The following is a 26620-nucleotide window of genomic DNA, read 5'->3' as shown; positions in this document are numbered from 1 at the left end:
GTCATGACAACTCCCCCAGCAGATCCCGCAGATAGGTGCTGCCCGCGAGCTGGGCCGGGGTCAGCCGCTCATCGCGCAGGGCGCAGATCAGCTGGCGGTAATCCTGGCCACAGCGGCGCAGCGCCTCCGGATCCTTGAGCTTGTGGAAGGAGTGCAGCACGAAGGGGGGCAGCCACTGCATGCCGCACAGCTGCGCCGTCTGCTGGAACGGCAGCAGGAAGTCGAGCAGCGGGCGCTGGTTGTAGCCCTCGCTGCAATATGATTCGGGAGCGCCCCCCGTGGTGATGGCAGAGAGCCACTGCTTGCCGCTGAGGGCGTGGGCCTCTGGACCGTAGGCGTAGCCATACTCCAGCACCAGGTCCATCCACTCCTTCATGATGGCCGGGCAGGAGTACCAGTAGAAGGGGTGCTGGAAGACGATGATGTCGTGCTCCGACAGCAGGGCCTGCTCCCTCTTCACGTCGATGAACATGTCCGGGTAGTGGTGGTAGAGGTCGTGCAGGGTGATGCCATCCAGGCCGTCGAGTGCCTGCAGCAGCTGCCTGTTGGCCCTGGAACTCTGCAGGGCCGGGTGTGAAAAGATGATCAGAATGCGTTTCATGGGGTCCTAGCCTGAAGAGGGGCCTGGTGCCGATAAAAAAGGGCGGTGAGCTGCGACGTTACCAAGAAGCACCTCGGCTCGCCAGTTCCGGGATCAGGTCGCGCAGCGCCGGATTCAGGGTCTGGTGGGCGGGATAACAGAGCCCGATGCGGCGAAACATCCGGGGTCCGCTCACCGCCACTGTGCGCAGACCTGGCTCATCTTCCACCAGACCGTCGGGCAGGAAGCTGATGCCCACCCCCGCCAGCACCAGTGCCATCACCAGCCCCTTGCTCTCGGCCTTGGCCACCAGATTGAGAGTGAGCCGGTCACAGGCCAGCAGGCCTATGGTCTGCTGATGAGCCTCGCAGGGAGGGCATTCAATAAAATCATAATGTTGCAGTTCTGCCAGCGGGAGCCTCTCGCGACCGGCAAGGGGATGGCCGACCGGGACGCAGAGCACATAGTCCTCCTCCCAGAGCGGCAGGAAGATCTCGTCCTCCCGGCGCAGGGCATCCAGGGTCAGCCGGCAGTCGGCAGGGGTGCCGTAGTCGGAGAGGGTGAGATCCAGCTCCGGCAGCACGCCTTGCACCCGTTGCAGCAGCCCGGCCACCCGGCGGCGGCTCAAGTCCGGCATGATGGCGATGTTGAGCCTGGCGCGCGTCGCTTTCTGGCGAAACAGGGTCGGCAGGCGGCGCGCCTCCTCCACCAGCTTGACCGCGTGGGGATAGAGATAGTGGGCCGGGTCCTTGGCCTCCACCCCCTTCTTGCCTCTGATGAAGAGGCTGTCACCTAGGGCCTCCTCCAGCTGGCGCAGGCCCGCCGAGAGGGAGGGTTGACTGACGTGGCAGCGTGCCGCCGCCGCCGTGATGTTCTTCTCTTCATAGATGGCGATGAAGAAGCGCAGCAATCTCAGGTCCAGCATAAAACCAACCATAGTTTTTTCAGATGATAACCAGCGGAAAACAATATTTATCACCGATAGATGTGGCGACTATAGTGATTGAGTCCCGTGCTGGCCAGCCCTTGTTTGACTCAGTTCCTCAATGAATCAGAAGGAAATACCCATGTCCAAGTCCCTCGTCGTGATCACCGGTGCCTCCGCCGGTATAGGTGCCGCCATCGCCCGCGCCTTCTCTGCCGCCGGCCACCCTCTGTTGCTGCTGGCCCGTCGGGTCGAGCCCATGCAGGCGTTGAACCTGCCCGATGCGCTCTGTGTCGGGGTCGACGTCACCGACACCGCCGCCATGAAGGCCGCCGTCCAGCTGGCGGAAGCCAGATTCGGCCCTGTGGGCTGCCTGGTCAACAACGCGGGCGTCATGCTGCTGGGTCAGGCCGATGTGCAGGATCCCGCCGAGTGGCAGCAGATGCTCAACATCAATGTGATGGGGGTGCTGAACGGCGTGCATGCCGTGCTGGCCGGGATGAAGGCGCGCCGCAGCGGCACCATCATCAACATCAGCTCCATCGCCGGTCGCAAGACCTTCCCGAACCATGCCGCCTACTGCGCCACCAAGTTCGCTGTGCACGCCCTGACCGAGAACATCCGGGAAGAGGTGGCAGACATCGGCGTGCGCATGGTGACCATAGCCCCGGGGGCGGTGGAAACCGAGTTGCTCAGTCACACCACGGACGAGAGTATCAAGGCCGGCTACCACGGCTGGAAAGAGGAGATGGGTGGCGTCATCGCCCCCGAGGTGATCGCCGAGGCGGTGCTCTATGCCTGGAGCCAACCCGCCAACGTCTGCGTGCGCGAGATAGTGCTGGCAGCCACCCGCCAGCAACCCTGATGACCATGACGGCGGGGAGGGCTTGACCCTCCCCCTGGGCCAAGGGTTACCATAGGCCCTCTTCGATCACAGAGTCATCCCATGGTCCTGACCCGTCGCCAACTCGCTCGCGCCCGCCGCTGGCTCCCCCTGTGGAGCCTGCTGATGGTGCTGATGTCGTTTGGCAGCCGGGCGGCGACCGATCTCTGTACCCTGACTCCCCATTGCAGCCAGAGCGAACGCACCCTGGAAAAAGCCATGCCTTGCGGCAGCTTCACCTCGGCGCTCGCCATGACGGTGCTCACCGGCGACAGCCTGACGGTGGCCTGGCTTGAGCCCGACATGCCAGCGTTCATTTCCCCCTCCCTCTTCATGCCGGAGGCGCCGCTGGAGCGGCTCGAACGGCCCCCTCGCCAGACAGCTTGAGTCGAGTTACCCGTTTTTTGGGCATTTCTTCTTATCCGAGGTGAGTCATGTACAAGTCTCTGTTACTGGCCGTGCTGGCCGGTACCGTCAGTCTTTCTGCTCTGGCAACCGAGCAGATGACAGTCTACAAGTCCCAGTATTGCGGCTGCTGCAAGACCTGGATCAAGCACATGGAAGAGAACGGCTTTGCGGTCAAGGTCGTCGAAACCGAGCAGCTTGAACCCGTCAAGCAACAGTACGGCATCACCCCGCAGCTGGCCTCCTGCCACACCGGGGTGGTGAATGGCTATGTGGTGGAGGGACATGTGCCCGCCGCCGACGTGCAGAAGCTGCTCAAGGAAAAACCGGCGATCCGCGGCCTGACCATTCCGGGCATGCCCCAGAGTGCGCCGGGCATGGATATTCCGGGTCAGCCCTATCAGGTGCTGAGCATCAGCGAGGAGGGCGCGACCAAGGTCTGGTCGAGCTATCCCGGCTGACGAACACTGGTCATGAGCCGGCACCACTCCATCATGTGAGGCACACCTGAGCGAATCCGTGCCGCTCATGGCCAGAGCAGGAGGGCCACCCTTGTGAGAGGGGGGCCCTTTTTCATGGTTTGGGGTCGAATGTCCGGGGATCACTTGCAACCCAGGGCGACAAGGGGCAGATTGATCGCCAATTTATTTTCTCAGGGGCGATGTTCCGGTTTGCCAGCCTTGTTTCCGCACCGGCGGAGTGAGCGGCGGCGGCTTGATCGTCAATTCATGGCGCTCCCCGCGAGCCTGCCTGCCCTGTTACAGCGCAAAGGATGCGACATGTTCATCTTTCCCCGAGGGTTGCTGCTGCTGGCTTGTCTGGTCGCCGTGCCCTGTACCCATGCCAATGAAGAGCCCGTCATGCCGACAAGCGAAACCCCCATCCTGCCTCCTGTGGCCCCCAAGCACCCCCATACCCTGAAAAAGCACGGGGACGTCCGGATCGACAACTACTACTGGCTGCGTGACGACGAGCGGCAGAAGCCCGAGGTGCTGGATTATCTCAAGGCCGAAAACGCCTACACCGAGGCCATGCTCAAGCCAGTCCAGCCGCTGCGCGACCAGCTCTACAAGGAGATGGTGGCCCGCATCCCCCAGCAGGACGAGTCGGTGCCCTATGTGAAGAACGGCTACCGCTACCAGACCCGCTATGAGCCGGGCAAGGAGTACGCCATCTACTCCCGCACCAAGGTGGGGGAGAAGGACGCCAGCCTGATGCTGGACAGCAACCAGCGCGCCGAGGGCCACGAGTTCTATTCGCTGGGGGCCCTGGAGGTGAGCCGCAACAACCGCTGGCTGGCGGTGGCGGAAGACTTCCTCTCCCGCCGTCAGTACCAGATCCAGTTCCTCGATCTGGAGAGCGGCACCTGGGCCGCCGACAAGCTTGAGAACACCTCGGGCAACCTGGTGTGGGCCAACGACAGCAAGACGGTGTTCTATGTGCGCAAGCACCCCAAGACACTGCTGCCCTATCAGGTCTATCGCCACGAGCTGGGCAGCGACCCCGCCAAGGACAAGCTGGTCTACGAGGAGAAGGATGACAGCTTCTACGTCAGCCTCTATGCCACCACCTCGGAAGACTTCATCGTCATCGCCCTCTCCAGCACCACCACCAGCGAGGCGCGCCTCATCGACGCCAACACGCCGGTCCAGGCGTCGCGCCTGTTCCTGCCCCGTCAGGTGGATCACGAATACAGCCTGGATCACTACCGCGGCCGCTTCTATGTGCGCTCCAACAAGGACGGCAAGAACTTCGGCCTCTACGAGACCAGGGAGAGCCCGGTGGATCGCTGGAAGGCGGTGATAGCCCCCAATCCGGACGTGCTGCTGGAGAGCTATGCCCTGTTCAGGGACTGGCTGGTGCTGGAGGAGCGCAGCAAGGGACTGACCCGGCTGCGCCAGATCAACTGGCAGAGCGGCGAACAGAAAGAGATCGCCTTCGACGATCCCGCCTATGTCACCTGGCTCGCCTACAACCCGGAGCCTGACACCAGCGCCCTGCGCTACGGCTACTCCTCCATGACCACGCCGTCCTCCACCTATGAGCTGAACCTGGACAGTGGCAAGCGCACCCTGCTCAAGCAGCAGCCGGTGGCGGGTTTCAAGGCCGACAAGTATGCCAGCGAGCGGGTCTGGGTGACCGCCCGCGACGGGGTGGCGGTGCCTGTCTCCCTGGTCTATCGCAAGGATCTGTTCAAGAAGGAGGGCAAGAACCCCCTGCTGGTCTATGGCTACGGCTCCTACGGCGCCAGCATGGATCCCGACTTCAGCAGCTCGCGCCTGAGCCTGCTGGACAGGGGCTTCGTCTACGCCATCGCCCATGTCCGGGGCGGTGAGGAGCTGGGGCGCCCCTGGTATGAAGATGGCAAGCTGCTGAAAAAACAGAATACCTTCCACGACTTCATCGACGTGACCGAGGCGCTGGTGGCCCAGGGCTATGGCGCCAGGGACCAGGTCTACGCCATGGGGGGCAGTGCCGGCGGCCTGCTGATGGGGGCCGTCATCAACCAGGCGCCAGCGCTCTATCGCGGCGTGGTCGCCCAGGTGCCCTTCGTCGACGTGGTCACCACCATGCTGGACGAGTCCATCCCCCTCACCACAGGGGAGTACGACGAATGGGGCAACCCGAACCAGAAGCGCTACTACGACTACATGAAGAGCTACAGCCCCTACGATCAGGTCAAGGCGCAAGCCTACCCCAACCTGCTGGTCACCACGGGTCTGCACGACTCCCAGGTGCAATATTGGGAGCCCGCCAAGTGGGTCGCCAAGCTGCGGGAGCTGAAGACGGACGACAACCAGTTGCTGCTCAGCACCGACATGGATGCCGGTCACGGCGGCAAGTCGGGGCGTTTCAAGGCCTACGAAGACATAGCCCTGGAATTCGCCTTTATCCTAGAGCTGGCCAAGCCGAAGGCATGAGGCGGTGGATGAGCCGTTGTGACCGGCCGCAGGCAAGTCGGGCTGTTGCAAGGCCTACGAGGACATAGCCCTGGAGTTCGCCTTTATCCTGGAGCTGGCCAAGGCGAAGGCATGAGATGGTGGATGAGCCGTTGTGACCGGCCACAGGCAAGTCGGGCTGTGGCAAGGCCTACGAGGGCATAACTCTGGAGTTTGCCTTTATTCTGGAGCTGGCCAGGCCGAAGGCATGAGGCTGGGTTAACCGCTTGTTGCTGAACCGCGATCCGGGCGCCAGGGATGACGCCGATTCGCAGATGAGATCAGGCCGGCGAGGGCAACCCGCCGGCCTGTGTCTTGTTCCCTATCCTGACCCTGTCTCGGGCCGCCCTCAGCCAGATGGCAGCCCTTGCCAGTCAAGGGCTACAAAGGAATCCACTCCCTCCATTTCCCCGCTGCCTGCGCACACAAAACCAATTAATCCACGCCCGATGAATTGATGATCCAGTTCAAATTTCTCGCTATTTAAATCCACCGTTTTGCCATTTTGTTTGATTTATGTTGGCACTCTGTGCCTAATCAAGGGGTTACAACTTTTGATCCGGCTATTTTGTGGTCGAATCACCCTCAGTCGGCATGACGCTGATTATCTCACCGCAGGATGATGGTGGCTTCTGGAAGGGCGTTCGCCGCTCGACCATTTCCTCGTACGAGGCTGTATAGGCAGACCCAGTCTTGATGCGGGTCCGTCTCATATTCACCCGGGAATCGGGTGAGATAAATCAATGAAAAGGATGAAGAACATGAAAGGATTATCCTTGGCGTGCGCCCTGTCGGCGGCTCTGGTCGGTGCTACTTTCGGTGGTCCGGTGCAAGCGCAGGAGCGCTTCGTGACCATAGGCACCGGCGGTCAGACCGGCGTCTACTACGTGGCGGGCCAGTCCATCTGTCGTTTCCTCAATCGCGGCGCCGCCGATCACCAGATCAAGTGCAACGCGCCGGCCAGTGGCGGTGGCGTGGCCAACGTCAACGGCATCCGCAGCGGTGAGTTCAACTTCGGCATCATGCAGTCCGACCACCAGTACAAGGCGATGAAGGGGCTGCCCCCCTTCCAGGCCGAGGGGGCCATGGATGACATGCGCGCCGTCTTCTCCCTGCAGAGCGAGGTGTTCACCATTCTCGCCCGCCGCGACGCCAAGATCGCCAGCTTCGACGACCTGAAGGGCAAGCGCGTCAACATCGGCAACCCGGGCTCTGGCCAGCGCGACACCATGGAAGAGATCATGGCGGTCAAGGGCTGGAAGAAGGGCGACTTCGGCCTGGTCTCCGAGCTGAAACCGGCGGAGCAGGCCTCCGCCCTGGGTGACAACAACATAGACGCCATGAGCTACTTCGTCGGCCACCCGAACGGTGCCATCCAGGAAGCCTCCACCACCACGGACGCCGTGCTGGTGCCGGTGACCGGCGCCGACATCGACAAGCTGCTGGCCGAGAAGAGCTACTACACCAAGGCCGAGATCCCGGGCGGCATCTACAAGGGCAGCGACCAGCCGACCCCGTCCATCGGTGGCAAGGCGGTGCTCTCCACCAGTGCCAAGGCCGATCCTGAAGTGGTCTACCAGCTGGTGAAATCTGTGTTCGACAACCTGGATCGCTTCAAGCGTCTGCACCCGGCCTTCGCCGATCTGAAAGAGGCCGACATGATCAAGGTGGGTCTCTCCGCGCCCCTGCATGAAGGTGCCGCACGTTACTACAAAGAGCGTGGCTGGCTCTGATTGAAGGCCTGCCGGCCTTCCATCGTTCTCTTCGACACCCGCCCGCCACACCGGCAGCGGGTGTCGTGTCGTTGTACTCGCAGGCAAAAGTTAACCCTATGCAAGAAAAACAACTCTCTACCGAGGAACTGATCGCCCAGGACGTGGGCGCCCGGCTGCCGCTCGGCATCATGGGCTGGCTGATCACCGGGCTGGCGCTGGCCTGGTCCCTGTTCCAGCTCTGGATCGCCTCTCCGCTGCCCTTTATGCTGGGATTTGGCGTCCTCAATGACACCGAAACCCGTGCCATTCACCTCACCTTCGCCCTGCTGCTGGCCTATCTGGTGTTCCCGGCCTTCCGGCGCTCCCCCAGAGACAGGGTGCCGCTCGGCGATATCGCCCTCGGCCTGATCGCCGCCGGTGCCGCCGCCTATCTGTTCGTCATGTATGAGGCCCTTGCCCAGCGCCCCGGCAACCTCACCACCGCCGATCTGGTCACCGCCTGCATCGGCATACCGCTGCTGCTGGAGGCGACCCGCCGTGCCCTGGGCCCGGCCCTGGCGGTGATCGCCCTGGTGTTTCTCGCCTACAGCCTGGCCGGCCCCTGGATGCCGGGGCTGCTGGCGCACCGCGGGGTGAGTTTCACCGCCCTGGCGAACCACCAGTGGATCACCACTGAGGGGGTGTTCGGCATCGCCCTCGGGGTCTCCACCAGCTTCGTGTTCCTGTTCGTGCTGTTCGGCGCCCTGCTGGAGCGGGCCGGTGCCGGTCACTACTTCATCCAGCTTGCCTTCAGCCTGCTCGGCCACCTGCGCGGCGGCCCGGCCAAGGCGGCCGTGGTGGCCTCGGCCCTGACCGGGGTCATCTCCGGCTCCTCCATCGCCAACGTGGTGACCACGGGCACCTTCACCATCCCCATGATGAAGCGGGTCGGCTTCTCCAAGGAGAAGGCGGGGGCGGTCGAGGTGGCCTCCTCGGTCAACGGCCAGATCATGCCCCCCGTGATGGGGGCGGCGGCCTTCCTGATGGTGGAGTACGTGGGCATTCCCTACGTGGAGATCATCAAGCATGCCTTCCTGCCGGCGGCCATCTCCTACATAGCGCTGCTCTACATAGTCCACCTGGAAGCGCTGAAGCTCGGCATGCAGCCCATCGGCGGTCATCAACCCAAGCCCTGGCTGCGCCGTCTGACCGGCTTCGCCTTCGGTGCCACCCTCATCAGCGGCCTGTCGATGGCGGTCTACTATGGTCTGGGCTGGCTCAAGCCGGCGCTGGGGGACTACGCCCTGCCGGGGATCTCCCTGTTGCTGGCGGCCGTCTATCTGGGTCTGCTGAAGATAGCGGCCAGCAATGCGCCGCTGCCCGCCGAGGATCCGGATCAGCCCCTCACCGAGCTGCCCAACACCCGCGCCGTGCTGCTCTCCGGTCTGCACTTCCTGCTGCCCGTAGTGGTACTAGTGTGGTGCCTGATGGTGGAGCGCCTCTCGCCAGGGCTGTCGGCCTTCTGGGGCACCGTCATGCTGGTGATCATCCTGCTGACCCAGCGGCCGCTGCTCAACTGGCTGCGCACCGACGGCAAGCATGACTACGGCTCGGCCCGCGATGGTCTGGTGGACTTGAAGGAGGGCCTGGTGGCCGGTGCCCGCAACATGATCGGCATCGGCATCGCCACCGCCACCGCCGGCATCATAGTCGGTGCCGTCTCCCAGACCGGGGTCGGCCTGGTGCTGGCGGATCTGGTGGAGATGCTCTCCATGGGCAACCTGCTGCTGATGCTGTTCCTCACCGCCCTGCTGAGTCTGATCCTCGGCATGGGGCTGCCCACCACAGCCAACTACATAGTGGTCTCCAGCCTGCTGGCCCCCGTGGTGGTGACGCTGGGGCAGCAGAACGGCCTCATAGTGCCGCTCATCGCCGTGCACCTGTTCGTCTTCTATTTCGGCATCATGGCGGACGTGACCCCGCCGGTGGGGCTGGCCTCGTTCGCGGCGGCCGCCGTCTCCAAGGGGGATCCCATCAAGACCGGGATCACCGCCTTCTACTACAGCCTGCGCACCGCGGCGCTGCCCTTCCTGTTCATCTTCAACACGGATCTGCTGCTGATCGATGTGGACTTCGCCCACGGCGTGCTGATCTTCGTGGTGGCCACGGTCGCCATGCTGATCTTCGCCGCCGCCACCCAGGGCTGGTTCCTGGTGAAGAGCCGCTGGTACGAGAATGTGCTGCTGTTGCTGGTGGCCTTCACCCTGTTCCGTCCCGGTTTCTGGATGGACATGGTGCACGATCCCTATCGTGAGACGCCCCCCGCCCAGCTGGCCCAGACCCTGGGTGAGGTGGAAGCGGAGAGCACGCTGCGACTGCGGATCCAGGGGGAGGATGCGGTGGGCAAGCTGCGTCAATCCACAGTGCTGCTGGCGGTACCGGCCGGTGCCGATGGCGAAGAGCGATTGGCCAGCCTGGGGCTGGCCCTGTACGAGCAGGACGGCAAGACCCTGATCGACAACGTCACCTTCGGCAGTCCGGCGGCGGCGGCCGGTATGGAGTTTGACCAGGAGATCCTCTCCGTCAAGGCGCCGACCGAGCGCTGGCACAAGGAGCTGATGTGGATCCCGGGCTTCCTGCTGTTCGGGGCCGTGGTCTGGCTGCAACGGCGACGGGCCACCCGCTCATAGACACCACCAATAAAAACGGCGCCTCGATGGCGCCGTTTTCAATACCGGGCAGGTTAGTTTGACTGGGTCTGCTTCTGCTTTTGCAGCTGATCCAGGGTCTGTTGTTCCTGCGGGCTCAGGCCAAGCTGTTCGCACGCTTGTTCGAAGCTGATCCCCAGGTGGCACATCATGATGTCGATGGCAGGCAGGTAGTTGGTCATTGCGTCTTCCATGGTGATCTTCCAGAGCTGTCTCTTATGCCCGAGCCGCGAGCAGGGGGCAATTAGACTTTAGGTGTAGGGTGTCATCTGCTTCACACCCCTGCCACTGGGCGGGGGAATTTGCTACTCTTGCGGGCACTAAAGAGGTTGCCGTGTGACCGCGAGCAATCGGTGAGGAGCAGGGCATGTTATTGAGTTTCTTGATCATCGCATCTGGCTGGTGGCACATCCGCGCGGCTTATGGCTCAGACTCCCGTCAGTTCTACATCAGCAAACCGCTGACCATGCTGTTCATCATCGCCCTGGCCTTTGGCTATCAGAGCGATGACCATAACGGTTCCCACGCCTGGATCCTGCTCGGCCTCTGCCTGTCGCTGGCCGGGGACGTGCTGCTGATGCTGCCACGGGATCGCTTCATCCAGGGATTGGCGGCATTTTTTGTCGCGCACCTCTGCTACATAGTCGGTTTCGCCCAAGGGCCCCTGGTGCTGAAGCTGGTGGATGGCCTGCTGCTGTTGCTGGTGGCCGGCATGGTGTTCGGCCTGCTGTGGGGCAAGCTCGGGGAGATGAAGATCCCTGTGTTCTGCTACATGCTGGTGATCATCGCCATGGCCTGGGTCGCCGCCGGCGCCTGGCACGCCTCTCTTACCGCGGGCAGCGCCGCGGCCCTGGTGGGGGCGCTGATGTTCCTCTTCTCCGACAGCATGCTGGCGCTAGATCGCTTCCGCCGCCCCTTCCCCCATGCCACGGCCTGGATCATGAGCAGCTACTTCGCCGCCCAGTTCCTGATCGCCGCTTCTCTGGCGGGATAAGCAGGCTTCGTCGACCATAAAAAAACGGGCCATAGGGCCCGTTTTGTCATTCCGCTATCATGCCTCCAGCGGCTCGGCGTCCGCGGCCCTGAGGGCCGGTTGCCTGAGCAGCAGCATCAGGGCGCTGGCGATGAGCAGGAAGATGCCCATCACGTAGAACACCTGGTTGTAGGCCATGATGGCGGCCTCCCGGTTGATGGTATTGGACAGCATGGCCCTGGCCTGCTGCTGGGCGAGCGCGGGATCCGAGCCCTGGGCCATCATGGTCTGGGCCAGCTGCAGCAGGTAGCTTTGCCCCTCTATGCTGGTGGCGGCCAGGGTGCTGCCTATCTGGCTGGCATGGATGCGGGTGTCGTTGTCGATCAGGGTGGCTATGATGGCGATGCCGAAGGCCCCACCCAGGTTGCGCAGCACGTTGAGCAGGGTGGAGGAGGAGGGGATCTCCTCCGGGGTCAGGCTGGCGGTGGCTACCAGGGAGAGCGGCACCATGATGAAGGGCTGGCCCAGGGCCCGCACTATCAGCGACTGGATCAGCTGGGGGCCGGCGTAGTCGGCGCTCATGTTGACGTTCATGAAACAGCTGATGGCAAACACCAGGAAGCCGAAGCTCACCAGGTAGCGCGGATCTATCCGGGTGACCAGCCTGGGCACCAGCGGCAGCACCAGCAACTGGGGCAGCCCCATCCACATCAGCACCTCGCCAATCTCCAGGGCGTTGTAGTTGTGGATCTGCGCCATGTAGAGCGGCAGCACATAGATGGACCCCATCAGCGCCATGCCGAGCACCAGGTAGGCGAAGCAGGCCAGGGCGAAGCGCGGGCTGTGCAGCAGCCGCAGATTGACCAGAGGATGGCGGCGCAGCAGCTGGCTGATGACGAAGAACACCAGGGCCACCACAGAGATGACGGTGAGCCGCACTATGAAGCTGGAACCGAACCAGTCCTCTCTGTTGCCCTCCTCCAGCACCACCTCCAGCAGACCCAGCCCCACCGCCATGGTGAGGATGCCGACCAGATCCACCCGTTTTATCACCTCCCAGTCCACCGGCTTCCTGTCCAGCCCGTGGGCCAGCATGGCCATCACCAGCAGGCCGGGGGGCACGTTCAGGTAGAAGATGTAGTGCCAGGAGAGCTGCTCCGTCAGCCAGCCCCCGAGGGTCGGACCTATGGCGGGGGCGAAGGTGGCACAGAGGCCGAACAGCGCCATGCCGGTGGCTCGCTTGTGCAGCGGCAGCAGGCTGACGATGAGGGAGAAGGCCATGGGGATCAGGGCCCCGCCGGTGAAGCCCTGCAATGCCCGGAAGACGATCATGCTGGTGAGGTTCCAGCTAAACGAGCAGAGCACGGAGGCGACGATGAAGGCCCCCGTGGTCCACAGCAGGTAGCGGCGCACGCTCAGCCCCCGGCTCAGCCAGCCGCTCAGGGGGATGGCGATCATCTCCGCCACCAGGTAGGAGGTGGAGATCCAGGAGCTCTCGCTCAGGGTGGCCGAGAGGGCCCCCTGAATGTCCTTCAGGGAGGCGTTGGTGATCTGGATGTCGAGTATGGCCATGAAGGCGCCGATGAGGCCCCCCATGACAGCGATCCAGTTGCGACGTGGAATGGGTTCCATCAGTTGGCGGCGACCATGGGCTCAGGATTGCGGGTATCCACTATCACCTCGGTGGAGAGGGTAGATTGATCGGCACGCAGCTTGCCCGCCAGTGCGTCTGGCTCGGGATCACGGGTATCCACTATCACCTCGCTGGAGAGACCAGGACGCAACTTGCCTGCCAGTGCGCCCGGCTCTGGGATGCGGATCTTGACCGGCACCCGCTGCACTATCTTGGTGAAGTTACCGGTGGCGTTCTCCGGCGGCAGCAGGGCGAACTTGGCGCCGGTGGCGGGGGCCAGGCTGTCGATGATCCCCTCGACCGGCTGATCCGGATAGGCATCCAGGATCACCTCCACGCGCTGACCCGGTTGCATGTGCTGCAGCTGGGTCTCCTTGAAGTTCGCCTCGACCCACACCTGTTGCAGCGGTACCAGGCTGGCCACCTGCATGCCGGACTGCACATAGAGTCCTTCCCGCAGGCTGCGCTTGCCTATGATGCCGTCCGCCGGGGCCCGCAGCTCTGTGTAGCCGAGCTCCAGCCTGGCCTGTTCGAGCTGTGCTTCACTCAGTGCCAGCCTGGCCTGGTTCTGCTTGGCTTCGGCGTCCAGCACCAGCAGGCGCTCGCGAGCGGCCTGCAGGGCGGCTCTGGCCTCCTGCTCCTGGGCCTGATTGACCTGCAGACCGGCGCGCACCTCGTCCAGACTGTCCTGGGAGCTGTAGTTGCGCTGATTGAGCTGGCTGACCCGGCGCACCTGCTGCTGGGCCCGCACCTGCTCGGCATTGGCCGAGGCGACCCTGGCTTCGGCCTGACGGATCAGGCTCAGCTGCTGGGTACGGGTGGCGGCCAGGTTCTCCGCGGTCGCCTGATTGAGGTGCAGATCGGCCTCGGCCTCGAGCACCCGGGTTCTGTACTCCCTGTCGTCCAGTCTGGCGATGAGCTGGCCGGCCTTGACCTCCTGGTTGTCGGTCACCAGCACCTCGCTGATATAGCCGGGCAGCTTGGAGCCGATGCCGGTCACCTCGCTCTGCAGATAGGCGTTGTCGGTGCTCTCGAAATGGCGGCCGTGCAGATACCAGTAGGCGGCAAACAGCATGCCGAGCAGGGCCAGCAGCAGGGCTGCCAGCAGAGGGATCTTCTTGTGTTGACTCATGATTTTTGCTTTTCCTGAACTGTGGCGGGCAGGCTAACATCGGCAGACTGTTTCGATTAGTATCCATTCATGAGATATACAGTTTCACTGGTGAGACAATGGACTTGAACGCAGCCTTGATTCTGGTGCGCATCGTCGACAAGGGCTCCTTTACCGCCGCCGCCCAGGAGCTGGGCATGACCAAGGCGACGGTGAGCCGCCGCATCGCCGAACTGGAGCAGCACCTCGGCGTGCGGCTGCTCTATCGCTCCACCCGCCAGCTCACCCTGACCGAGGCCGGAGAGCAGTATTACCTGCGCTGCAGCAAGGCGGTGGAGGAGCTGGCCCAGGCCGAGCTGATGCTGAGTGCCAGCCAGCAGGAGGTGACTGGCACCCTCAAGCTGGCGGTCCCCATCGAGACGGGGCAGCTGGTGGTGGGTCGCCTGGTGGCTCACTTTCTGCAAGCCTATCCGGGGCTGCGGGTGGATCTGGAGCTGACCAACCGCATAGTGGACCCCATCAGCGAGGGGCTGGATGCCATAGTGCGGATCGGTGACATGAGCGACTCCAACCTGGCGGCACGGCGTCTGTGGAGCACGGAGCGGCTGCTGTGCGCCAGCCCGGCGTACCTGGCCCGCAGCCCGGCGATCACCCGACCCGAGGATCTGGTGCGCCATGAAAGGGTCGCGGTCAGCAGCGGTTTTCTCGCCTCCCACTGGTGTTTTGAACTGGATGGCCGGGAAGTGCTGGTGGATCCGCCGTCCCGTTTCCAGGTCAACAACATCACCTGTGCCAGAGAGGCGGCGAAGGCCGGGCTGGGGCTTGCCTCCCTGCCCGCCATGTTGTGCCATGATGAGCTGGCCGACGGCTCTCTGGTGGCCTTGCTGCCGGACTGGCAGCAGCCCAAGGTGCCCATCTATCTGCTGTTTCCCGAGCGTCGGCTGATGCCGCGCAAGTTGAGGGTGTTTATCGATTTTCTGGTGGCCAATGGCCCGACTTACGGCATCGACAACCTGCTGTGAGCGGCAAGGGGTCATGCGGAGGAAGTGTGATGGTCCGGGGCCGGTGTCGCCGGTGCATCGACTAGGGGTTGCGAGGAGAGGATATATGGAGCAGTGGATTAACTTGTATCGGGCCTCCCACTCGCTGGAGGCGCATGCCTTGAAAGGGGCGCTGGAAGTCGAAGGGGTGCGGGTGCGGCTCAGCGGGGAGGGACTCTCGGGGGCGTTGGGAGAGTTGCCCGTGGATCTGCTGCAGGTCACCCTGATGGTGTGCGAGCAGGATCGCCGGCGGGCAGGCAGGATCATAGAGCGCTACCAGCAGCGCCAGGGCAATGGCTGGCTGTGCGGTCAGTGCGGGGAGGAGAACGGCGCCAACTTCGATATCTGCTGGCGCTGCCATCACGATCCCCAGGATCACTGAGATCTTTCCCTCCCGTCACCCTCAGCGCAGGGTGAAGTCGATGTCCTCCCCCGCGCTGGCATCGTGATAGATCGCCAGATCCAGCTCCTTCTCGCTGCGGGCGATCAGCACCGACACCAGGATGTCGCCGGAGACGTTGACAGTGGTACGGGCCATGTCGAGGATCCTGTCTATCCCGGCGATCAGCGCCACCCCTTCCAGCGGCAATCCCACCGCGGTCAGCGTCAGGGTCAGCAGCATGAGCCCGGTGCCCGGCGTGCCGGCCGTGCCTATGCTGGCGAGGGTGGCGATGCTGATGATGGTCAGGTAATCCACCACGTGCAGATCCACCCCGAATGCCTGGGCCACGAACAGCGCCGTCACCCCCTGATAGAGGGCGGTGCCATCCATGTTGATGGTGGCGCCAATCGGCAGCACCTTGGCGGTGATGGCGGGGGAGACCCCCAGCCGGCGCTCGGCGCAGGCCAGGCTGATGGGCAGGGTGCTGCTGCTTGAGCTGCTGGTGAAGGCCACCGCCTGGGCGTCGACGATGCTCTTGAAGTAGTGCAGCGGATTGAGGCGGGCCAGCAGGATCAGCAGGCTGCTGTAGACCCCGAGCACGTGCAGCAGGCAGCCGAGGTAGACGGCGCCTATCACCTTGAGCAGGGGCAGCAGCAGGCTCACCCCGTATTTGCCCGTCATCCAGGCCATCAGGGCGCAGACGCCATAGGGGGCCAGCGCCATCACCATCTGGGTCAGCTTGAACATCCCCTCCGCCAGGGAGGTGAAGAACAGAATGGCAGGGCGACCGCGTCGGCCACTGGCATTGAGGGCCAGGGCGAGGGCCACCGCAAAGACGATCACCTGCAGTATCTTGCCATCCACCATGGCCTGTACCGGGTTGTGGGGCACCAGATGGCTCAGCACGCTGGCCAGGGTCGGCTGCACCATCACGCCGGACCGTTCGTAGGGTCCCATGTTGGCGCCCATGCCGGGTTCCAGCAGCCAGCCCATCACCAGGCCGATGCAGATGGCGACGGCGGTGGAGCAGAGGTAGAGACCTATGGCCTTGCTGCCGATCCTGTCCAGGGTCTTGCCCTTGAGCAGGGCGGTGAGGCCGGCGATGACGGAGCAGAAGATGAGGGGCACCATCAGCATCTGTATGGTGTTCACGAACAGGACGCCGATGGGCTTGAGCAGCATTGCCTGCTCGCTGAAGCAGAGTCCTAGCCCGATCCCGGTCAGCATGCCGAGCAGTGTCTTCAACCAGAGCGGGCGGCGGGTCCAGATCCGCCAGGGCTTGAAGACCAATCCATGGAACAGCATGACGCCAATGTCCTTATTTTCTGTCTGCGATGGCAAAGGGGGCGCTAGTGTAGCCATCCCCCGATCAGGTTGCCACATTATCGACAAAGCGACGCTCGCGGCCAGCCCGGGGGAGCTAAAAAAGGCGTTTTGTTGGCTTATATCAAGATCGGGGGCCGGGGTTCAGGCTCTAATGGACATCTGACATGATGATTAAAGAGGTTTGAGATGTCCCAGTCGATACACGGTCACGAAGTGATGGAGATGATGCTGGAAGAGGGTGGCCATTTTACCCGGGCCAGCCTCAGGGAGGCGATTGAGGCGCGCTTTGGCGCCGATGCCCGCTTCCATACCTGCAGCGCGAGCGAGATGGATGCAGAGGCGCTGATCAGCCTGCTGGCCAAACGCGGCAAGTTCATCGAGTCAGAGCAGGGCATCCAGACCCGGGCCGACAAGATCTGCAACCACGGCTGATCCCGCGGCGAGCGTACCGAGGCGCTCGCCGAATCCCGCCTCCTTTGTTATATTTCGCCCTCTCCCCCCTCTGTTAAAGGCTTGGCCTGGGCAACGCCCGGGAACCTGTATGGATACTTTCTCCGCTGCCGTCATGTTGTTTCTGATCATGGATCCGCTGGGCAACCTGCCGGTCTTCCTCTCCATACTGCGTCATGTCGATCCCAAGCGGCGCCGCAAGGTGATGATCCGCGAGCTGCTGTTCTCCTTAGGCATCATGCTGGGCTTCCTGTTTGCCGGTCAGCAGATCCTGAGCTTCCTGAACCTGCGCCAGGAGGCGGTCAGCATCGCCGGGGGCATCATATTGTTCCTCATCGCCATCAAGATGATCTTCCCGAGTCCGGGGGGCGTGACCGGGTTGGCGGCGGGGGAGGAGCCCTTCCTGGTGCCCATGGCCATCCCCATGATAGCGGGCCCCTCCATACTGGCCTCCCTGCTGCTGCTGGCGAACCAGGAGCCGACCCGGATGGCGGACTGGTCCCTGGCCCTGCTGATGGCCTGGGGCGCCAGCGCCGTGATCCTGATGTTCTACGAGCTGTTCAACAAGCTGCTGGGTGAGCGAGGACTCACCGCCGTGGAGCGGCTGATGGGCATGCTGCTGGTGATGATCTCGGTGCAGATGCTGCTGGATGGCGTGCACCACTATCTGGCGGTGACGGGCAAGGGGTAAAAAGAAAGGGGCTGCCAGGCAGCCCCTTTCTTATTGTGGGTCCATGACGGCCAGCGCCTCGTCCGGGCGGGACGGGGCCTCCAGCTTGCCCATGATGAGGGTGAGCAATGTCTCCCGCAGCCAGCGGTGTCCCGGATCCTCCTCGTGGCGCTGATGCCAGATGAGCAGGTGGGAGATGCTGTCCAGGGCGATGGGCAACGGCAGCGGCACCAGCGGATAGACCTGGGTCGCGTGGCGGGCATAGAGCCGTGACAGGGTCACTATCATGTCCGAGTGCATGCCCATGCGCAGTGCCGCCTCGAAGGAGGGCACAGTCGCCTCGATCCGGCGGTAGAGATCCTGCTCCGCCAGCTTGTGATCCAGCATCCAGCGATCTCGTCCCTCGCAATAGGTCTGCACATGGGGATGGGCCAGGTAGCGGGGAAGATCCCACTCGGGTTCGCGCAGGGCCGGGTGATCCCGCTGCACCAGGCAGGTGAGGTCATCGATGGCGAGCAGTCGCTGGCAGATGGCGTTGGGCAGGGTGTCCAGCCTGAAATCCGAGTTGATGCAGTTCTCCCGCACCGTGAAGGCGATGTCCACCTGACCCTGGCTCATCTCGGTCAGGCTGTGCTCTGTCCACTCCTCGTAGCGCAGCCGGATCCCCGGTGCCTGGCGCTTGAGCTCGCTCAGGTAGAGCGGCGCGAACAGGGTGAAGGCGCTGTCCATGCTGGCGATGACGAATTCCCGCTCTGTGTTGGCGGGATCGAAGGCGGGGGGCTGGATCAGGTTGTCCAGGGAGAGCAGTATGGGTTGCAACTGCTGCTGCAGATCGAGGGCGCGCGGGGTGGGATCCAGCCCGTAGGCGGAGCGGACGAACAGGGGATCGTCGAAGGTCTCCCGCAGGCGACCCAGGGCCTTGCTGACGGCCGACTGGCTCAGATGCAGACGGCGGGCGGCCCGGCTGCCATTGCGCTCTTCCAGCAAGACTTGCAGGATAATCAACAAATTAAGATCTATGCGCCCGAGCTGTTCCAGCAACATGATATGAATCCTCTTCAATTCTTAGATGAATTTATACCATTTGTTTTCATATCTTGGCGACCCTATGCTCGACCTGTCTCTCGCCTTCATGGCGACTGGTACAGGATGTAGCGGTTGAGGGGACAAGTAGCACCGACTCATACGGCGGCCAAAGGTCGCCGTATCTTTTTATGTTTTTTGACGATTTTCCTGCCAACTTGCGCCTGCCTTGATTTTGCCCAACAATCGTTGCGCCTTCTTTTGATACAAACAACGGGTATCTATCTGTCAGGAGTCGCCCTATGGGACTTGGTGGAATTCATATCTGGCATCTGTTGATCCTGCTGGTGGTCGTCGTCGTGGTGTTTGGCAGCAAACGCCTGGCCGGTGCCGGTGAGGATCTGGGCACCGCCATCAGGGATTTTCGTAAAGCCTTGCGTGACGATGAAGTACATCCGAAATGAGTAGGAGTGGAAGTATGTCTGTAGACGAAAAAGTGGAATTGAATGAAACCTGCGACAGCTGCGGCTGTTTCGCCGAGATCGGCACCATCATAGGTGAAGGCGACGATGTGATGGAGCTGGTGATCGAGGCCGCGGCAGAAGCCGACGCCCGCGCCAAACTCGCAGCCTATGAGGCGCTGGCCAAGCAGGTGACCGCCGAAGCCGTGATCGACAGCGAACTGACCCAGGGCGCCAACGGCGTTATCCTGAAGGCCCGCCTGCAATTCACCTGCACCGCCGAGAAGCTGATTTTCGAGATGCGTGCCCGCTCTATCTGAGCCCCCTGATGAGACGGCAGGCTTGCCTGCCGTATTGCTTTGCCCCTCGCCTTTTCCCTCTCTTTGCGTTGTATAGTGAGTTATCCCACGGACGATCCGGTTTCAGTCCGGTACCAATCGTTCCGCTGCAGGAAGGTGCCATGATGGCACCCCGTCATGAGTCCCGCGTGTCGGGCCTTGTCCTGCCGAGAATCTCAAGGCGCGAGTCGACCAACAGAAGGTGGCTACCTCATGATGCGATGGATTTGGGCCCTGCTGGTCCTCTGCTCTCTCCCTCTGCTGGCGGCGGATCTCGGTTCCCAGCCTGGTGATGCCCCTTCGCGCGCCGCGGACGTCAAGCCCAAGCTCCTGCCCCAACCCGGGGATCTCGAACACATACTGCAAAAGAAGGAGCTCAGGGCCCTGGTGGTCTATGAACGGGGCTTCTTCTTCTTCGACAAGGGGGCCCAGTACGGCATCCTGGTCAATCAACTGCAAGGCTTCGAGCGCTGGCTGAACCAGACCTATCTCCCCAAGGAGAAGCTCAAGCTCAAGATCATCTATATCCCGGTGCGTCAGGACAAGCTGCTGGACTACCTCACCGAGGGGCGGGGGGATCTGGTGGCGGCCAACCTGACGGTGACGCCGACCCGGCGCGAGCAGGTCACCTTCTCCCAGCCGCTCATCTCGCCCATCGAGGAGTGGGTGGTGAGCCAGCGGGAGCTGACGGGCTTCAACCGCATCACCCAGCTCTCCGGTCGGCGGATCTGGGTGCGGGCCAGCTCAAGCTATTACGAGAGCCTGCATCAGCTCAACTGGCTGTTCCGCGAGCTGGGGCTGCCCCCCGTCTACATAGAGACAGTGCCCGAGTACCTGCAGGACGGGGATCTGCTGGAGATGGTGGCCGCCGGCATCATACCGCTGACCGTCACCGACAGTTTCAAGGGGCGGATCTGGCTCGACATGATAGGGGGCCTCAAGGCCCACAAGCTTATCCCGCTGCGGGACAAGGGGCGCAGCGCCTGGGCACTGCGCAACAACAGCCCCGAGCTGCTCAAGGCGGTGAATGCCTATATCTCGGAGTCGAGCAAACGCACCCTCTACAGCGACATGACACTGCGTCGCCTGCTGGCCCAGAGTGACAAGATGAGCAACATACTGGCGCCGGATCCTCTGGGGCGGCTGTCGACCATCCGCAAAGTACTGGAAACCCAGGCCGACAAATATGAGCTCGACTGGCTGATGCTGGCGGCGCTGGCTTACAAGGAGTCGGGGCTCAATCCCAATGTCCGCTCCAACCGCGGGGCTGTCGGCATCATGCAGCTGCTGCCGAGCACGGGGGGCGAGGTGGGGATCCGCGGCGCCAGGCTCACCAGCCTGGAAGGCAGTGTGGAGGCGGCCTGCCGTTACATGCGGCTCATTCTTGATACCTACTTCAACGATCCCGGGATGGACAGGCTCAACCGTCACCTGTTCGCCCTGGCGGCCTACAATGCGGGCCCTAACCGGGTGCAGGCGCTGCAGGCCAAGGCCAGGGAGAGGGGGCTGGATCCGAACGTCTGGTTTGGCAACGTGGAGCAGCTGGTGGCCAACGAGGTCGGCCAGGGCCCCATCAACTACGTCGGCACCATCTACAAATACTACGTGGCCTACCGCTTCAGCCTGCCTCAGGTGGAGGGCAAGACAGAGGCCATGGAGGCGGTCCAGCCCTGAGTGCTCAGTGCCGGTCGGGCAGGCCATCCTCGGGGGTAAAGGGGAGGGCTTCCCAGCCCTGATCCCTGTGCTGCTGGTACCAGGGGGTCAGCAGCCTGGCGGGAGTGGGATCCGGCTGACTGGCCTGGGGTCTCTGGCTGAGGCAGGGGTGGTCGCGCACTTCCATCATCGGCTCCTTGACACGCCGCAATCGGGGCTGTTGTCTGGGTTATGCCACCGTCTCATGACAAGGAGATGACCCTTGATCCCCGCCGAATTTGCCCTGCTCGACGATCCCGGCGCCGCCCTCAAGGCCCGCTGCCAGCTGATCCGCGGTGCCCGCAGCCGGATCCAGGCCCAGTATTACAGCTGGGAGGAGGACAGCAGCGGCAAGCTGCTGCTGTCCGAGTTGCTCCATGCGGCGCGGCGCGGGGTCCGGGTCCAGCTGCTCATCGACGATCTCTATGCCGGCGACAACCGCTTCCTCGAGGTGGTGGCGGCAGAGCCCGGCATCGAGGTGCGGCTGTTCAATCCATTCTGGCTCAGGGGTTGGCGCCCCCTGACCCTGCTGCTGGAAGGCCTGCTCAGCTTCCGGCGCATCAACCACCGCATGCACAACAAGCTGCTGCTGGTGGATGGCCACGAGGCGGTGATCGGTGGCCGCAACATCGGCGATCCTTACTTCGGGCTGGGGGCGCCCCCTCACTTCGTCGATCTGGATCTGGTCTGCCGCGGCCCCCTCTGCCGCCAGGCCGAGCAGGGCTTCGAGCTGTTCTGGCGCAGCCGCTGGAGCCACCCCATCCGGCGCCTGTTGCGGCGCCCCCTGCTGCCCGCCGAGATCCGTGCGGTGAACGACTTCCTGCTGACCCTGACCGACCCGGCAGTGGCCATGGTCTACGATCTGCCCGCCAGCCTGTTTGATGACGCGCCTCTTCCCTTGCGTTGGCATCCTGGGGTCGGAGAGTGCTGGTTTGACAGGCCCGGCAAGGGGCTTATCTCCCGGCCGACCACGGCGCCCCGGCTGGGACGCAAGCTGGCTGGCAATCAGGGGACGCTGCGGTTGGTGAGTCCTTACCTGATCCTGACCCGAAGCCTGCGCCGCCATCTCAAACGGCTGCGCCAGACCGGGGTCGGCATCGAGATCCTGACCAACTCCCTGGCGAGTACAGACGTGCCCCTGGTGTATGGCGCCTACCGGCGCCACCGCCCCTGGCTGGAGCGGCAGGGCATAGTGCTGGCCGAGCTGTCGGATGAGGGGCGCAGCCTGCACGCCAAGCTGATCCTGATGGGGGAGGAGGAGGCGCTGCTCGGCAGCTTCAATCTGGATCCCCGCTCCCTGATGCTCAACACCGAGCTGATGCTGCACCTGAGCTGCCCGGCGCTCTGTGCCGAGCTGCGGCACTGGCTCTGCGGTTGGCAACGGGCGGCGGTCCATCCTGTGGTGGCGCCCCCCTCGAGGCTGCGGCGCCTGCTGGCGCGACTGAGCGACTGGCTGCCGCTGCGCCCCTGGCTGTGAGTGGAGTCCAGCTTGTGCGAGATCTCGCAAAGCCTTGTGCGCCTTCGAGGATAACGTTTGCCATCCAAAGCCGGATTGATATTTTATCGTATTGTTTTTAATCACTTTATGTCGATAGGCGATACCTGATGCAGCGCCCTCGCTTGCATACAGGGCCGCATATAACGGTTTTTTATTTTATTTAACTGCGTAGTATTTCGGTTGCAAGGACAAACACGGCGGCTGGTCTGCCGTGTGGGTGAGGGCAGCAAGGGAGTGGGTCGGCCGGCGTGTTCTGGCTGGCAGTGCGGATCGGGAGCGGAAACCCGTGACGCGCATCAGCCCCGTTATTGCCGGATCCCAATATGGAACATGCTATTTGCGAGGGGGTGACATGCGAATGTCGCCCCATTTTTTTATGCCAAAAGATCGCCAGACGCCCATGAAAAGACCGCCAGCGGGCGGTCTTGGGCAATCAGGTCTGTCGGTCAGCCGCCTCAGGCGATGCCGGCCAGCAGGCGACTCCAGTTGCGTTTGGCAACGAGGAAGCCATCCCTCAGGTTGCGATACTCCAGCTGCAGCTTGAGCCTGTCGTAGCGGGCCAGCGCCTTGCGTTTGCGCTGCTCCAGCAGCAGCTTGCGGCTGGCGTAGTAGTGCTGGATCTGCAGGCTCAGCTTGTCGTACTCCTCCTGCAGCAGCGCCTGCCACAGCTCCCTGTCCTCTGCCTTGCGCAGCCTGGCCTGGGCGCGTTTGAGCTGCATCTCCAGCCTGGCCTGCTCGATCCGCTCCTCAGGACAGGATCTGAGATCCCCGGCCAGCCCGCACCAGGCGGCGGTGCGGATCAGCCACTTGGTGGGGTCGAACTGCCACCAGTGGATGCCGTTGCGGTAGTCGTTCTCGAACAGGTGATGGAAGTTGTGATACCCCTCGCCGAAGGTGAAGAAGGCCAGGATGCCGTTGTCCCGCGCACTGTTGCGATCGGTGAAGGGCTGGCTGCCCCAGATGTGGGCCAGGGAGTTGATGAAGAAGGTGGTGTGGTGGGTCATCACCATGCGCAGCACCCCCGCCAGCAGCAGCATGCCGAGCAGATCCCCATGGATCAGGCCGAGCAGCAGCGGGATGCCGATGTTGGTGGCCAGGGTCAAGGCCAGATAGTGCCTGTGCTGGAAGGCGACCACGGCGTTGTTCTGCAGATCCCGCACATTGCTGTAGTCGTGGTAGATCTCGCGCTGGTATTCCCGCAGCATCCAGCCGATGTGGGAGTACCAGAAGCCGCGGCCCGCGCTGTAGGGATCCTTCTGGTTGTCATCCACGTGGCGGTGGTGACGGCGGTGATCGGACGACCAGTGGAGTGCCGAGTTTTGCAGGGCAAGGGCGCCGCCTATGGCGAAGATCCATTGCAGGGCTGGGTGCGCCTTGTAGGCCTTGTGGGACCAGAGTCGGTGATAACCGGCGGTGATGGAGATGCCGCAGTAGCAGAACAGCAGCAGGAAGCAGCCCCACTGCCAGAGGTCATAGCCATGGGTCAGGCCGTACCAGGGTACCGCAATCAGTGCCGTCAGCCCGGAGAGGGCGAACAGCAGGGTGTTGGTCATGATGATCGGGGGGCGGTCCATTTCACTCGGCTCCATTCAGCGAACAGCTGTCCACTATTCTCCATTGAGCCGGAATGCGGGTCAATGGTAAAAAAGTCGGAGACAAACCTGATCCAGGCCCCGCCTTCGGGTTATCATCTGGCCTCGCTAATCTCAAGGTGACTGTTTTCGTGGGTATTCGCGCGCAACAAAAAGAAAAGACCCGGCGTACGCTGATCGAAGCGGCGTTCAGTCAGCTCTGTGCCAACCGCAGCTTCTCCAACCTCAGTCTGCGGGAAGTGGCCAGGGAGGCGGGCATAGCGCCGACCTCCTTCTACCGTCATTTTCGCGACATGGAAGAGCTGGGGCTGACCCTGGTGGACGAGGGCGGCCTGACCCTGCGCCAGCTGATGCGCCAGGCGCGTCAGCGCATCGCCGGTGGTGGCAGCGTCATCAGCACCTCGGTGCAGACCTTCATGGAATTCGTCGAAAACAACCCGAACATCTTCCGGCTGCTGCTCCGTGAGCGCTCCGGCACCTCTGCGGCCTTCCGTCAGGCGGTGGCCCGCGAGATCCAGCACTTCATCGCCGAGCTGACCGATTATCTGGAGGCGACCACGCAGGCGCCACGGGAAGAGGCCTACATCCAGGCCGAAGCCATGGTCACCATAGTCTTCAGCGCCGGTGCCGACGCCCTCGACATGACCCCCGAGGAGTGCCGGGCCCTGTCGGAGCGTACCATCAGCCAGTTGCGGATGATCGCCATGGGCGCCGAGGTCCAGAACCGCAAGCGCCGCGAATCTCTCTCTTAAGTCAAGGATGGACAGTCCCATGCATGAATCGAACGCGATCCCGAAGAAGCCCCTGTTGCTGGCCCTGCTCATCGGCATCTGCGGTGATGCCTTCCTGTCGGTGTTGACCGAGTCGGTCGTGCCCTTCTCCTTCTTCCCCCTGATCGCCCTGCTGCTGGCGGCCTACCAGCTCTATCAGCACTATCGCCACGAGCCCATAGTCGGCAACACCCCCAGCTGCATCCTGCTCTGCTTCTTCATCGGGGCGTTCGGGCACACGGCGCTGCTCAAGGTGCAGTACCCCGAGCTTGGCAGCAACTTCTTCTCCCTGATCGCCATGCTGCTGCTGCTCGCCGTGCTCTCCATCAAGCTCGGCATCAGCCTGGGGAAAAAAGTGAAGGAGTGACATGTCACTCCTTCAGGTTCGATCTGGCGGTCTCGGGTCAGTCAGCCCGTGGCGGGGTTTCTCCCCTCTGCCTGGCGTCTATGATGGCCTGCAGCTTGGCGCGGATCTCCATCATGCCGAACACGCCGAAGATCAGCACCTGGGTGAATTCGAGGCGGCTGATGGCAAAGTAGGGCTTGCAGGCGGCCTTGATCATGCTGGCCTGTACCCAGTGCATCAGTATCACTATGACGCCGCAGACCGGCAGAAAACCGTTCAGTTTGCCCGGCAGTGTGCCGAGCAGGGCGAGCACCACGCCGAGCCAGAAGAACAGCAGCACGCCCATCGCCAATAGATTAAACACCCGCTTCATCGCTTATCTCCCGTACATAGAGTTGATAGCAGACCTGACCGGCCTGCTTGTCCTTGAGTTGTTGCTGTTGCCCAAGTTGACAGGGAGTGGTAATCGTTCATTTCCCCTCCCGCCTGGCATTCAAACCGCGGCGTCATCCTTGGCGTCCCGCAGATAGAGCTGGTAGCAGACCTGACCCGCTTGTTTGTCCTTGAGCTGTTGCCAGCTGGCTGGCAGGGGGAGATCGCTCATCTCCTTTTCCCGTTCAAGATAGATGAGGGCATCCGGCGCCAGCCAGCCGCGCTGCTCCAGCAGCTCGCACACCTGGGGCAGCAGTTCACGGCGAAACGGTGGATCCAGGAACACCAGATCGAAGGGGGTGGCCGGGCCTTGCAGCCAGCTCACCGCATCGGCCTGGATCACCTCGCCCTGCTGACTGCCGAGGGCGGCCAGGTTCTTCCTGAGCTGATCGGCGGCTCCCTTGTCCATCTCGACCAGAGTCACCTTTTCGGCGTAGCGCGACAGCGCCTCCAGCCCCAGGCCGCCGCTGCCGGCAAACAGGTCGAGGCAGCGGGCACCGCGGACATGGGGGGCCAGCCAGTTGAAGATGGTCTCCTTGACGCGATCCGTAGTGGGTCTGAGTCCGTCCACATCCCTGACCGGCAGTTTGCGGCCCTTCCACTGGCCGCTGATGATTCTTACCACGCCCGCTCGCCCCTGGGGGGCTGGGCTCTTGCTCGGGCTGTTACGGCTGGATTTCACTCTGGGCATCGCGTTTCGTCGTCAGAAAATAAAGTGGTAGTATAAGGCGGTTCATTTTTATGCCGAC

The 26620-nt window shown here is 62.9% G+C and carries 27 protein-coding genes and 1 pseudogene; 17 read left to right on the top strand and 11 right to left on the bottom strand.

Annotation, left to right across the window (positions count from 1 at the left end):
* Position 1: 1 nt before the first annotated feature.
* The gene (locus tag OC537_RS17160; protein ID WP_262113052.1) at positions 2-601 is read right to left on the bottom strand and encodes an NAD(P)H-dependent oxidoreductase; all 600 of its coding nucleotides are present in this window, start codon (positions 599-601) and stop codon (positions 2-4) included.
* 58 nt (positions 602-659) lie between these two features.
* Positions 660-1505, bottom strand: coding sequence for a LysR family transcriptional regulator (locus OC537_RS17155; protein ID WP_163155517.1), 846 nt, complete (start codon positions 1503-1505; stop codon positions 660-662).
* A gap of 142 nt (positions 1506-1647) precedes the next feature.
* Between OC537_RS17155 and OC537_RS17150 the strand changes: the two genes are divergently transcribed.
* The 6 genes from OC537_RS17150 (at position 1648) to OC537_RS17125 (ending at position 10116) form a co-directional block, all read left to right on the top strand.
* The gene (locus OC537_RS17150) at positions 1648-2370 is read left to right on the top strand and encodes an SDR family oxidoreductase (protein ID WP_262113048.1); all 723 of its coding nucleotides are present in this window, start codon (positions 1648-1650) and stop codon (positions 2368-2370) included.
* 81 nt (positions 2371-2451) lie between these two features.
* Positions 2452-2775, top strand: a complete 324-nt coding sequence (locus OC537_RS17145; protein WP_139745802.1) for a hypothetical protein — start codon at positions 2452-2454, stop codon at positions 2773-2775.
* Between the two features lie 47 nt (positions 2776-2822).
* Positions 2823-3254: a DUF411 domain-containing protein gene (locus tag OC537_RS17140; RefSeq protein WP_262113046.1), complete on the top strand. Its 432-nt coding sequence runs from the start codon at positions 2823-2825 to the stop codon at positions 3252-3254.
* 318 nt (positions 3255-3572) lie between these two features.
* Positions 3573-5714 carry a S9 family peptidase gene (locus OC537_RS17135; protein WP_262113044.1) on the top strand — a complete coding sequence of 714 codons (2142 nt, stop codon included), beginning with the start codon at positions 3573-3575 and terminating at the stop codon, positions 5712-5714.
* Between the two features lie 779 nt (positions 5715-6493).
* Positions 6494-7465, top strand: coding sequence for a TAXI family TRAP transporter solute-binding subunit (locus OC537_RS17130; RefSeq protein WP_106887813.1), 972 nt, complete (start codon positions 6494-6496; stop codon positions 7463-7465).
* 98 nt (positions 7466-7563) lie between these two features.
* Positions 7564-10116, top strand: a complete 2553-nt coding sequence (locus tag OC537_RS17125; RefSeq protein WP_262113041.1) for a TRAP transporter permease — start codon at positions 7564-7566, stop codon at positions 10114-10116.
* Between the two features lie 53 nt (positions 10117-10169).
* Here the strand turns inward: OC537_RS17125 and OC537_RS17120 are convergent, their stop codons facing one another.
* Entirely contained in the window at positions 10170-10328 is a 159-nt protein-coding gene (locus OC537_RS17120) for a hypothetical protein (RefSeq protein ID WP_005332188.1), read from the bottom strand.
* A 173-nt stretch (positions 10329-10501) separates the two neighbouring features.
* Here OC537_RS17120 and OC537_RS17115 point away from each other — a divergent pair, with 173 nt between their 5' ends.
* Positions 10502-11128, top strand: a complete 627-nt coding sequence (locus OC537_RS17115; RefSeq protein WP_025325402.1) for a lysoplasmalogenase — start codon at positions 10502-10504, stop codon at positions 11126-11128.
* Positions 11129-11185: 57 nt separating this feature from the next.
* On the opposite strand, the gene OC537_RS17110 is transcribed toward OC537_RS17115, so the two are convergent.
* Positions 11186-12739 carry a DHA2 family efflux MFS transporter permease subunit gene (locus OC537_RS17110; protein ID WP_262113038.1) on the bottom strand — a complete coding sequence of 518 codons (1554 nt, stop codon included), beginning with the start codon at positions 12737-12739 and terminating at the stop codon, positions 11186-11188.
* Positions 12740-12837: 98 nt separating this feature from the next.
* A pseudogene (locus OC537_RS17105) lies at positions 12838-13872 on the bottom strand (HlyD family secretion protein); the annotation flags it as partial.
* A 98-nt stretch (positions 13873-13970) separates the two neighbouring features.
* Between OC537_RS17105 and OC537_RS17100 the strand changes: the two are divergent.
* Positions 13971-14873, top strand: coding sequence for a LysR family transcriptional regulator (locus OC537_RS17100; RefSeq protein WP_163137363.1), 903 nt, complete (start codon positions 13971-13973; stop codon positions 14871-14873).
* Positions 14874-14958: 85 nt separating this feature from the next.
* On the top strand, positions 14959-15273 hold the full coding sequence (locus OC537_RS17095; RefSeq protein ID WP_025325406.1) for a DUF2007 domain-containing protein: 315 nt from the start codon (positions 14959-14961) through the stop codon (positions 15271-15273).
* Positions 15274-15294: 21 nt separating this feature from the next.
* On the opposite strand, the gene OC537_RS17090 is transcribed toward OC537_RS17095, so the two are convergent.
* Entirely contained in the window at positions 15295-16578 is a 1284-nt protein-coding gene (locus OC537_RS17090; protein WP_167402186.1) for a dicarboxylate/amino acid:cation symporter, read from the bottom strand.
* A 207-nt stretch (positions 16579-16785) separates the two neighbouring features.
* Here OC537_RS17090 and OC537_RS17085 point away from each other — a divergent pair, with 207 nt between their 5' ends.
* A complete protein-coding gene (locus OC537_RS17085) occupies positions 16786-17031 on the top strand; it encodes a YecH family metal-binding protein (RefSeq protein ID WP_262113031.1) in 246 nt (81 codons plus the stop codon).
* Positions 17032-17140: 109 nt separating this feature from the next.
* Positions 17141-17740: a YhgN family NAAT transporter gene (locus OC537_RS17080; RefSeq protein ID WP_042650554.1), complete on the top strand. Its 600-nt coding sequence runs from the start codon at positions 17141-17143 to the stop codon at positions 17738-17740.
* A gap of 30 nt (positions 17741-17770) precedes the next feature.
* Here the strand turns inward: OC537_RS17080 and OC537_RS17075 are convergent, their stop codons facing one another.
* Positions 17771-18763, bottom strand: a complete 993-nt coding sequence (locus tag OC537_RS17075) for a LysR substrate-binding domain-containing protein (RefSeq protein ID WP_262113022.1) — start codon at positions 18761-18763, stop codon at positions 17771-17773.
* A gap of 281 nt (positions 18764-19044) precedes the next feature.
* Here OC537_RS17075 and tatA point away from each other — a divergent pair, with 281 nt between their 5' ends.
* From tatA to OC537_RS17060, 3 genes are all read left to right on the top strand, one after another.
* Complete coding sequence (tatA, locus tag OC537_RS17070) at positions 19045-19206, top strand: twin-arginine translocase TatA/TatE family subunit (RefSeq protein ID WP_005323446.1); 162 nt, start codon at positions 19045-19047, stop codon at positions 19204-19206.
* A 14-nt stretch (positions 19207-19220) separates the two neighbouring features.
* Positions 19221-19523: a YfcZ/YiiS family protein gene (locus tag OC537_RS17065; protein WP_113069474.1), complete on the top strand. Its 303-nt coding sequence runs from the start codon at positions 19221-19223 to the stop codon at positions 19521-19523.
* Between the two features lie 231 nt (positions 19524-19754).
* On the top strand, positions 19755-21215 hold the full coding sequence (locus OC537_RS17060) for a lytic transglycosylase F (protein ID WP_163137361.1): 1461 nt from the start codon (positions 19755-19757) through the stop codon (positions 21213-21215).
* Positions 21216-21219: 4 nt separating this feature from the next.
* Here the strand turns inward: OC537_RS17060 and OC537_RS17055 are convergent, their stop codons facing one another.
* On the bottom strand, positions 21220-21381 hold the full coding sequence (locus tag OC537_RS17055) for a hypothetical protein (RefSeq protein ID WP_162852243.1): 162 nt from the start codon (positions 21379-21381) through the stop codon (positions 21220-21222).
* Positions 21382-21456: 75 nt separating this feature from the next.
* On the opposite strand from OC537_RS17055, the gene OC537_RS17050 reads away from it, so the two are divergent.
* The gene (locus tag OC537_RS17050) at positions 21457-22710 is read left to right on the top strand and encodes a phospholipase D family protein (protein WP_262113017.1); all 1254 of its coding nucleotides are present in this window, start codon (positions 21457-21459) and stop codon (positions 22708-22710) included.
* Positions 22711-23186: 476 nt separating this feature from the next.
* Here OC537_RS17050 and OC537_RS17045 read toward each other — a convergent pair whose 3' ends face one another.
* Positions 23187-24305, bottom strand: a complete 1119-nt coding sequence (locus OC537_RS17045; RefSeq protein ID WP_106885215.1) for a fatty acid desaturase — start codon at positions 24303-24305, stop codon at positions 23187-23189.
* A 149-nt stretch (positions 24306-24454) separates the two neighbouring features.
* On the opposite strand from OC537_RS17045, the gene fabR reads away from it, so the two are divergent.
* Positions 24455-25075, top strand: coding sequence for an HTH-type transcriptional repressor FabR (gene fabR, locus OC537_RS17040; protein ID WP_025325415.1), 621 nt, complete (start codon positions 24455-24457; stop codon positions 25073-25075).
* 19 nt (positions 25076-25094) lie between these two features.
* Positions 25095-25460, top strand: a complete 366-nt coding sequence (locus OC537_RS17035; protein ID WP_111910783.1) for a YijD family membrane protein — start codon at positions 25095-25097, stop codon at positions 25458-25460.
* A gap of 37 nt (positions 25461-25497) precedes the next feature.
* Here OC537_RS17035 and OC537_RS17030 read toward each other — a convergent pair whose 3' ends face one another.
* Both OC537_RS17030 and rsmD read right to left on the bottom strand, forming a co-directional pair.
* The gene (locus tag OC537_RS17030) at positions 25498-25812 is read right to left on the bottom strand and encodes a DUF1145 domain-containing protein (protein WP_106885213.1); all 315 of its coding nucleotides are present in this window, start codon (positions 25810-25812) and stop codon (positions 25498-25500) included.
* Between the two features lie 120 nt (positions 25813-25932).
* Complete coding sequence (rsmD, locus tag OC537_RS17025) at positions 25933-26562, bottom strand: 16S rRNA (guanine(966)-N(2))-methyltransferase RsmD (protein WP_262113010.1); 630 nt, start codon at positions 26560-26562, stop codon at positions 25933-25935.
* Positions 26563-26620: the final 58 nt, after the last annotated feature.

It is taken from the genome of Aeromonas sp. Marseille-Q5825, from assembly GCF_946892685.1.
GTDB classification, from domain to species: Bacteria; Pseudomonadota; Gammaproteobacteria; order Enterobacterales; family Aeromonadaceae; genus Aeromonas; species Aeromonas rivipollensis.
The sequence above is the reverse complement of the archived record's forward strand: the minus strand, read 5'-3'. Positions and strand labels throughout refer to the sequence as shown.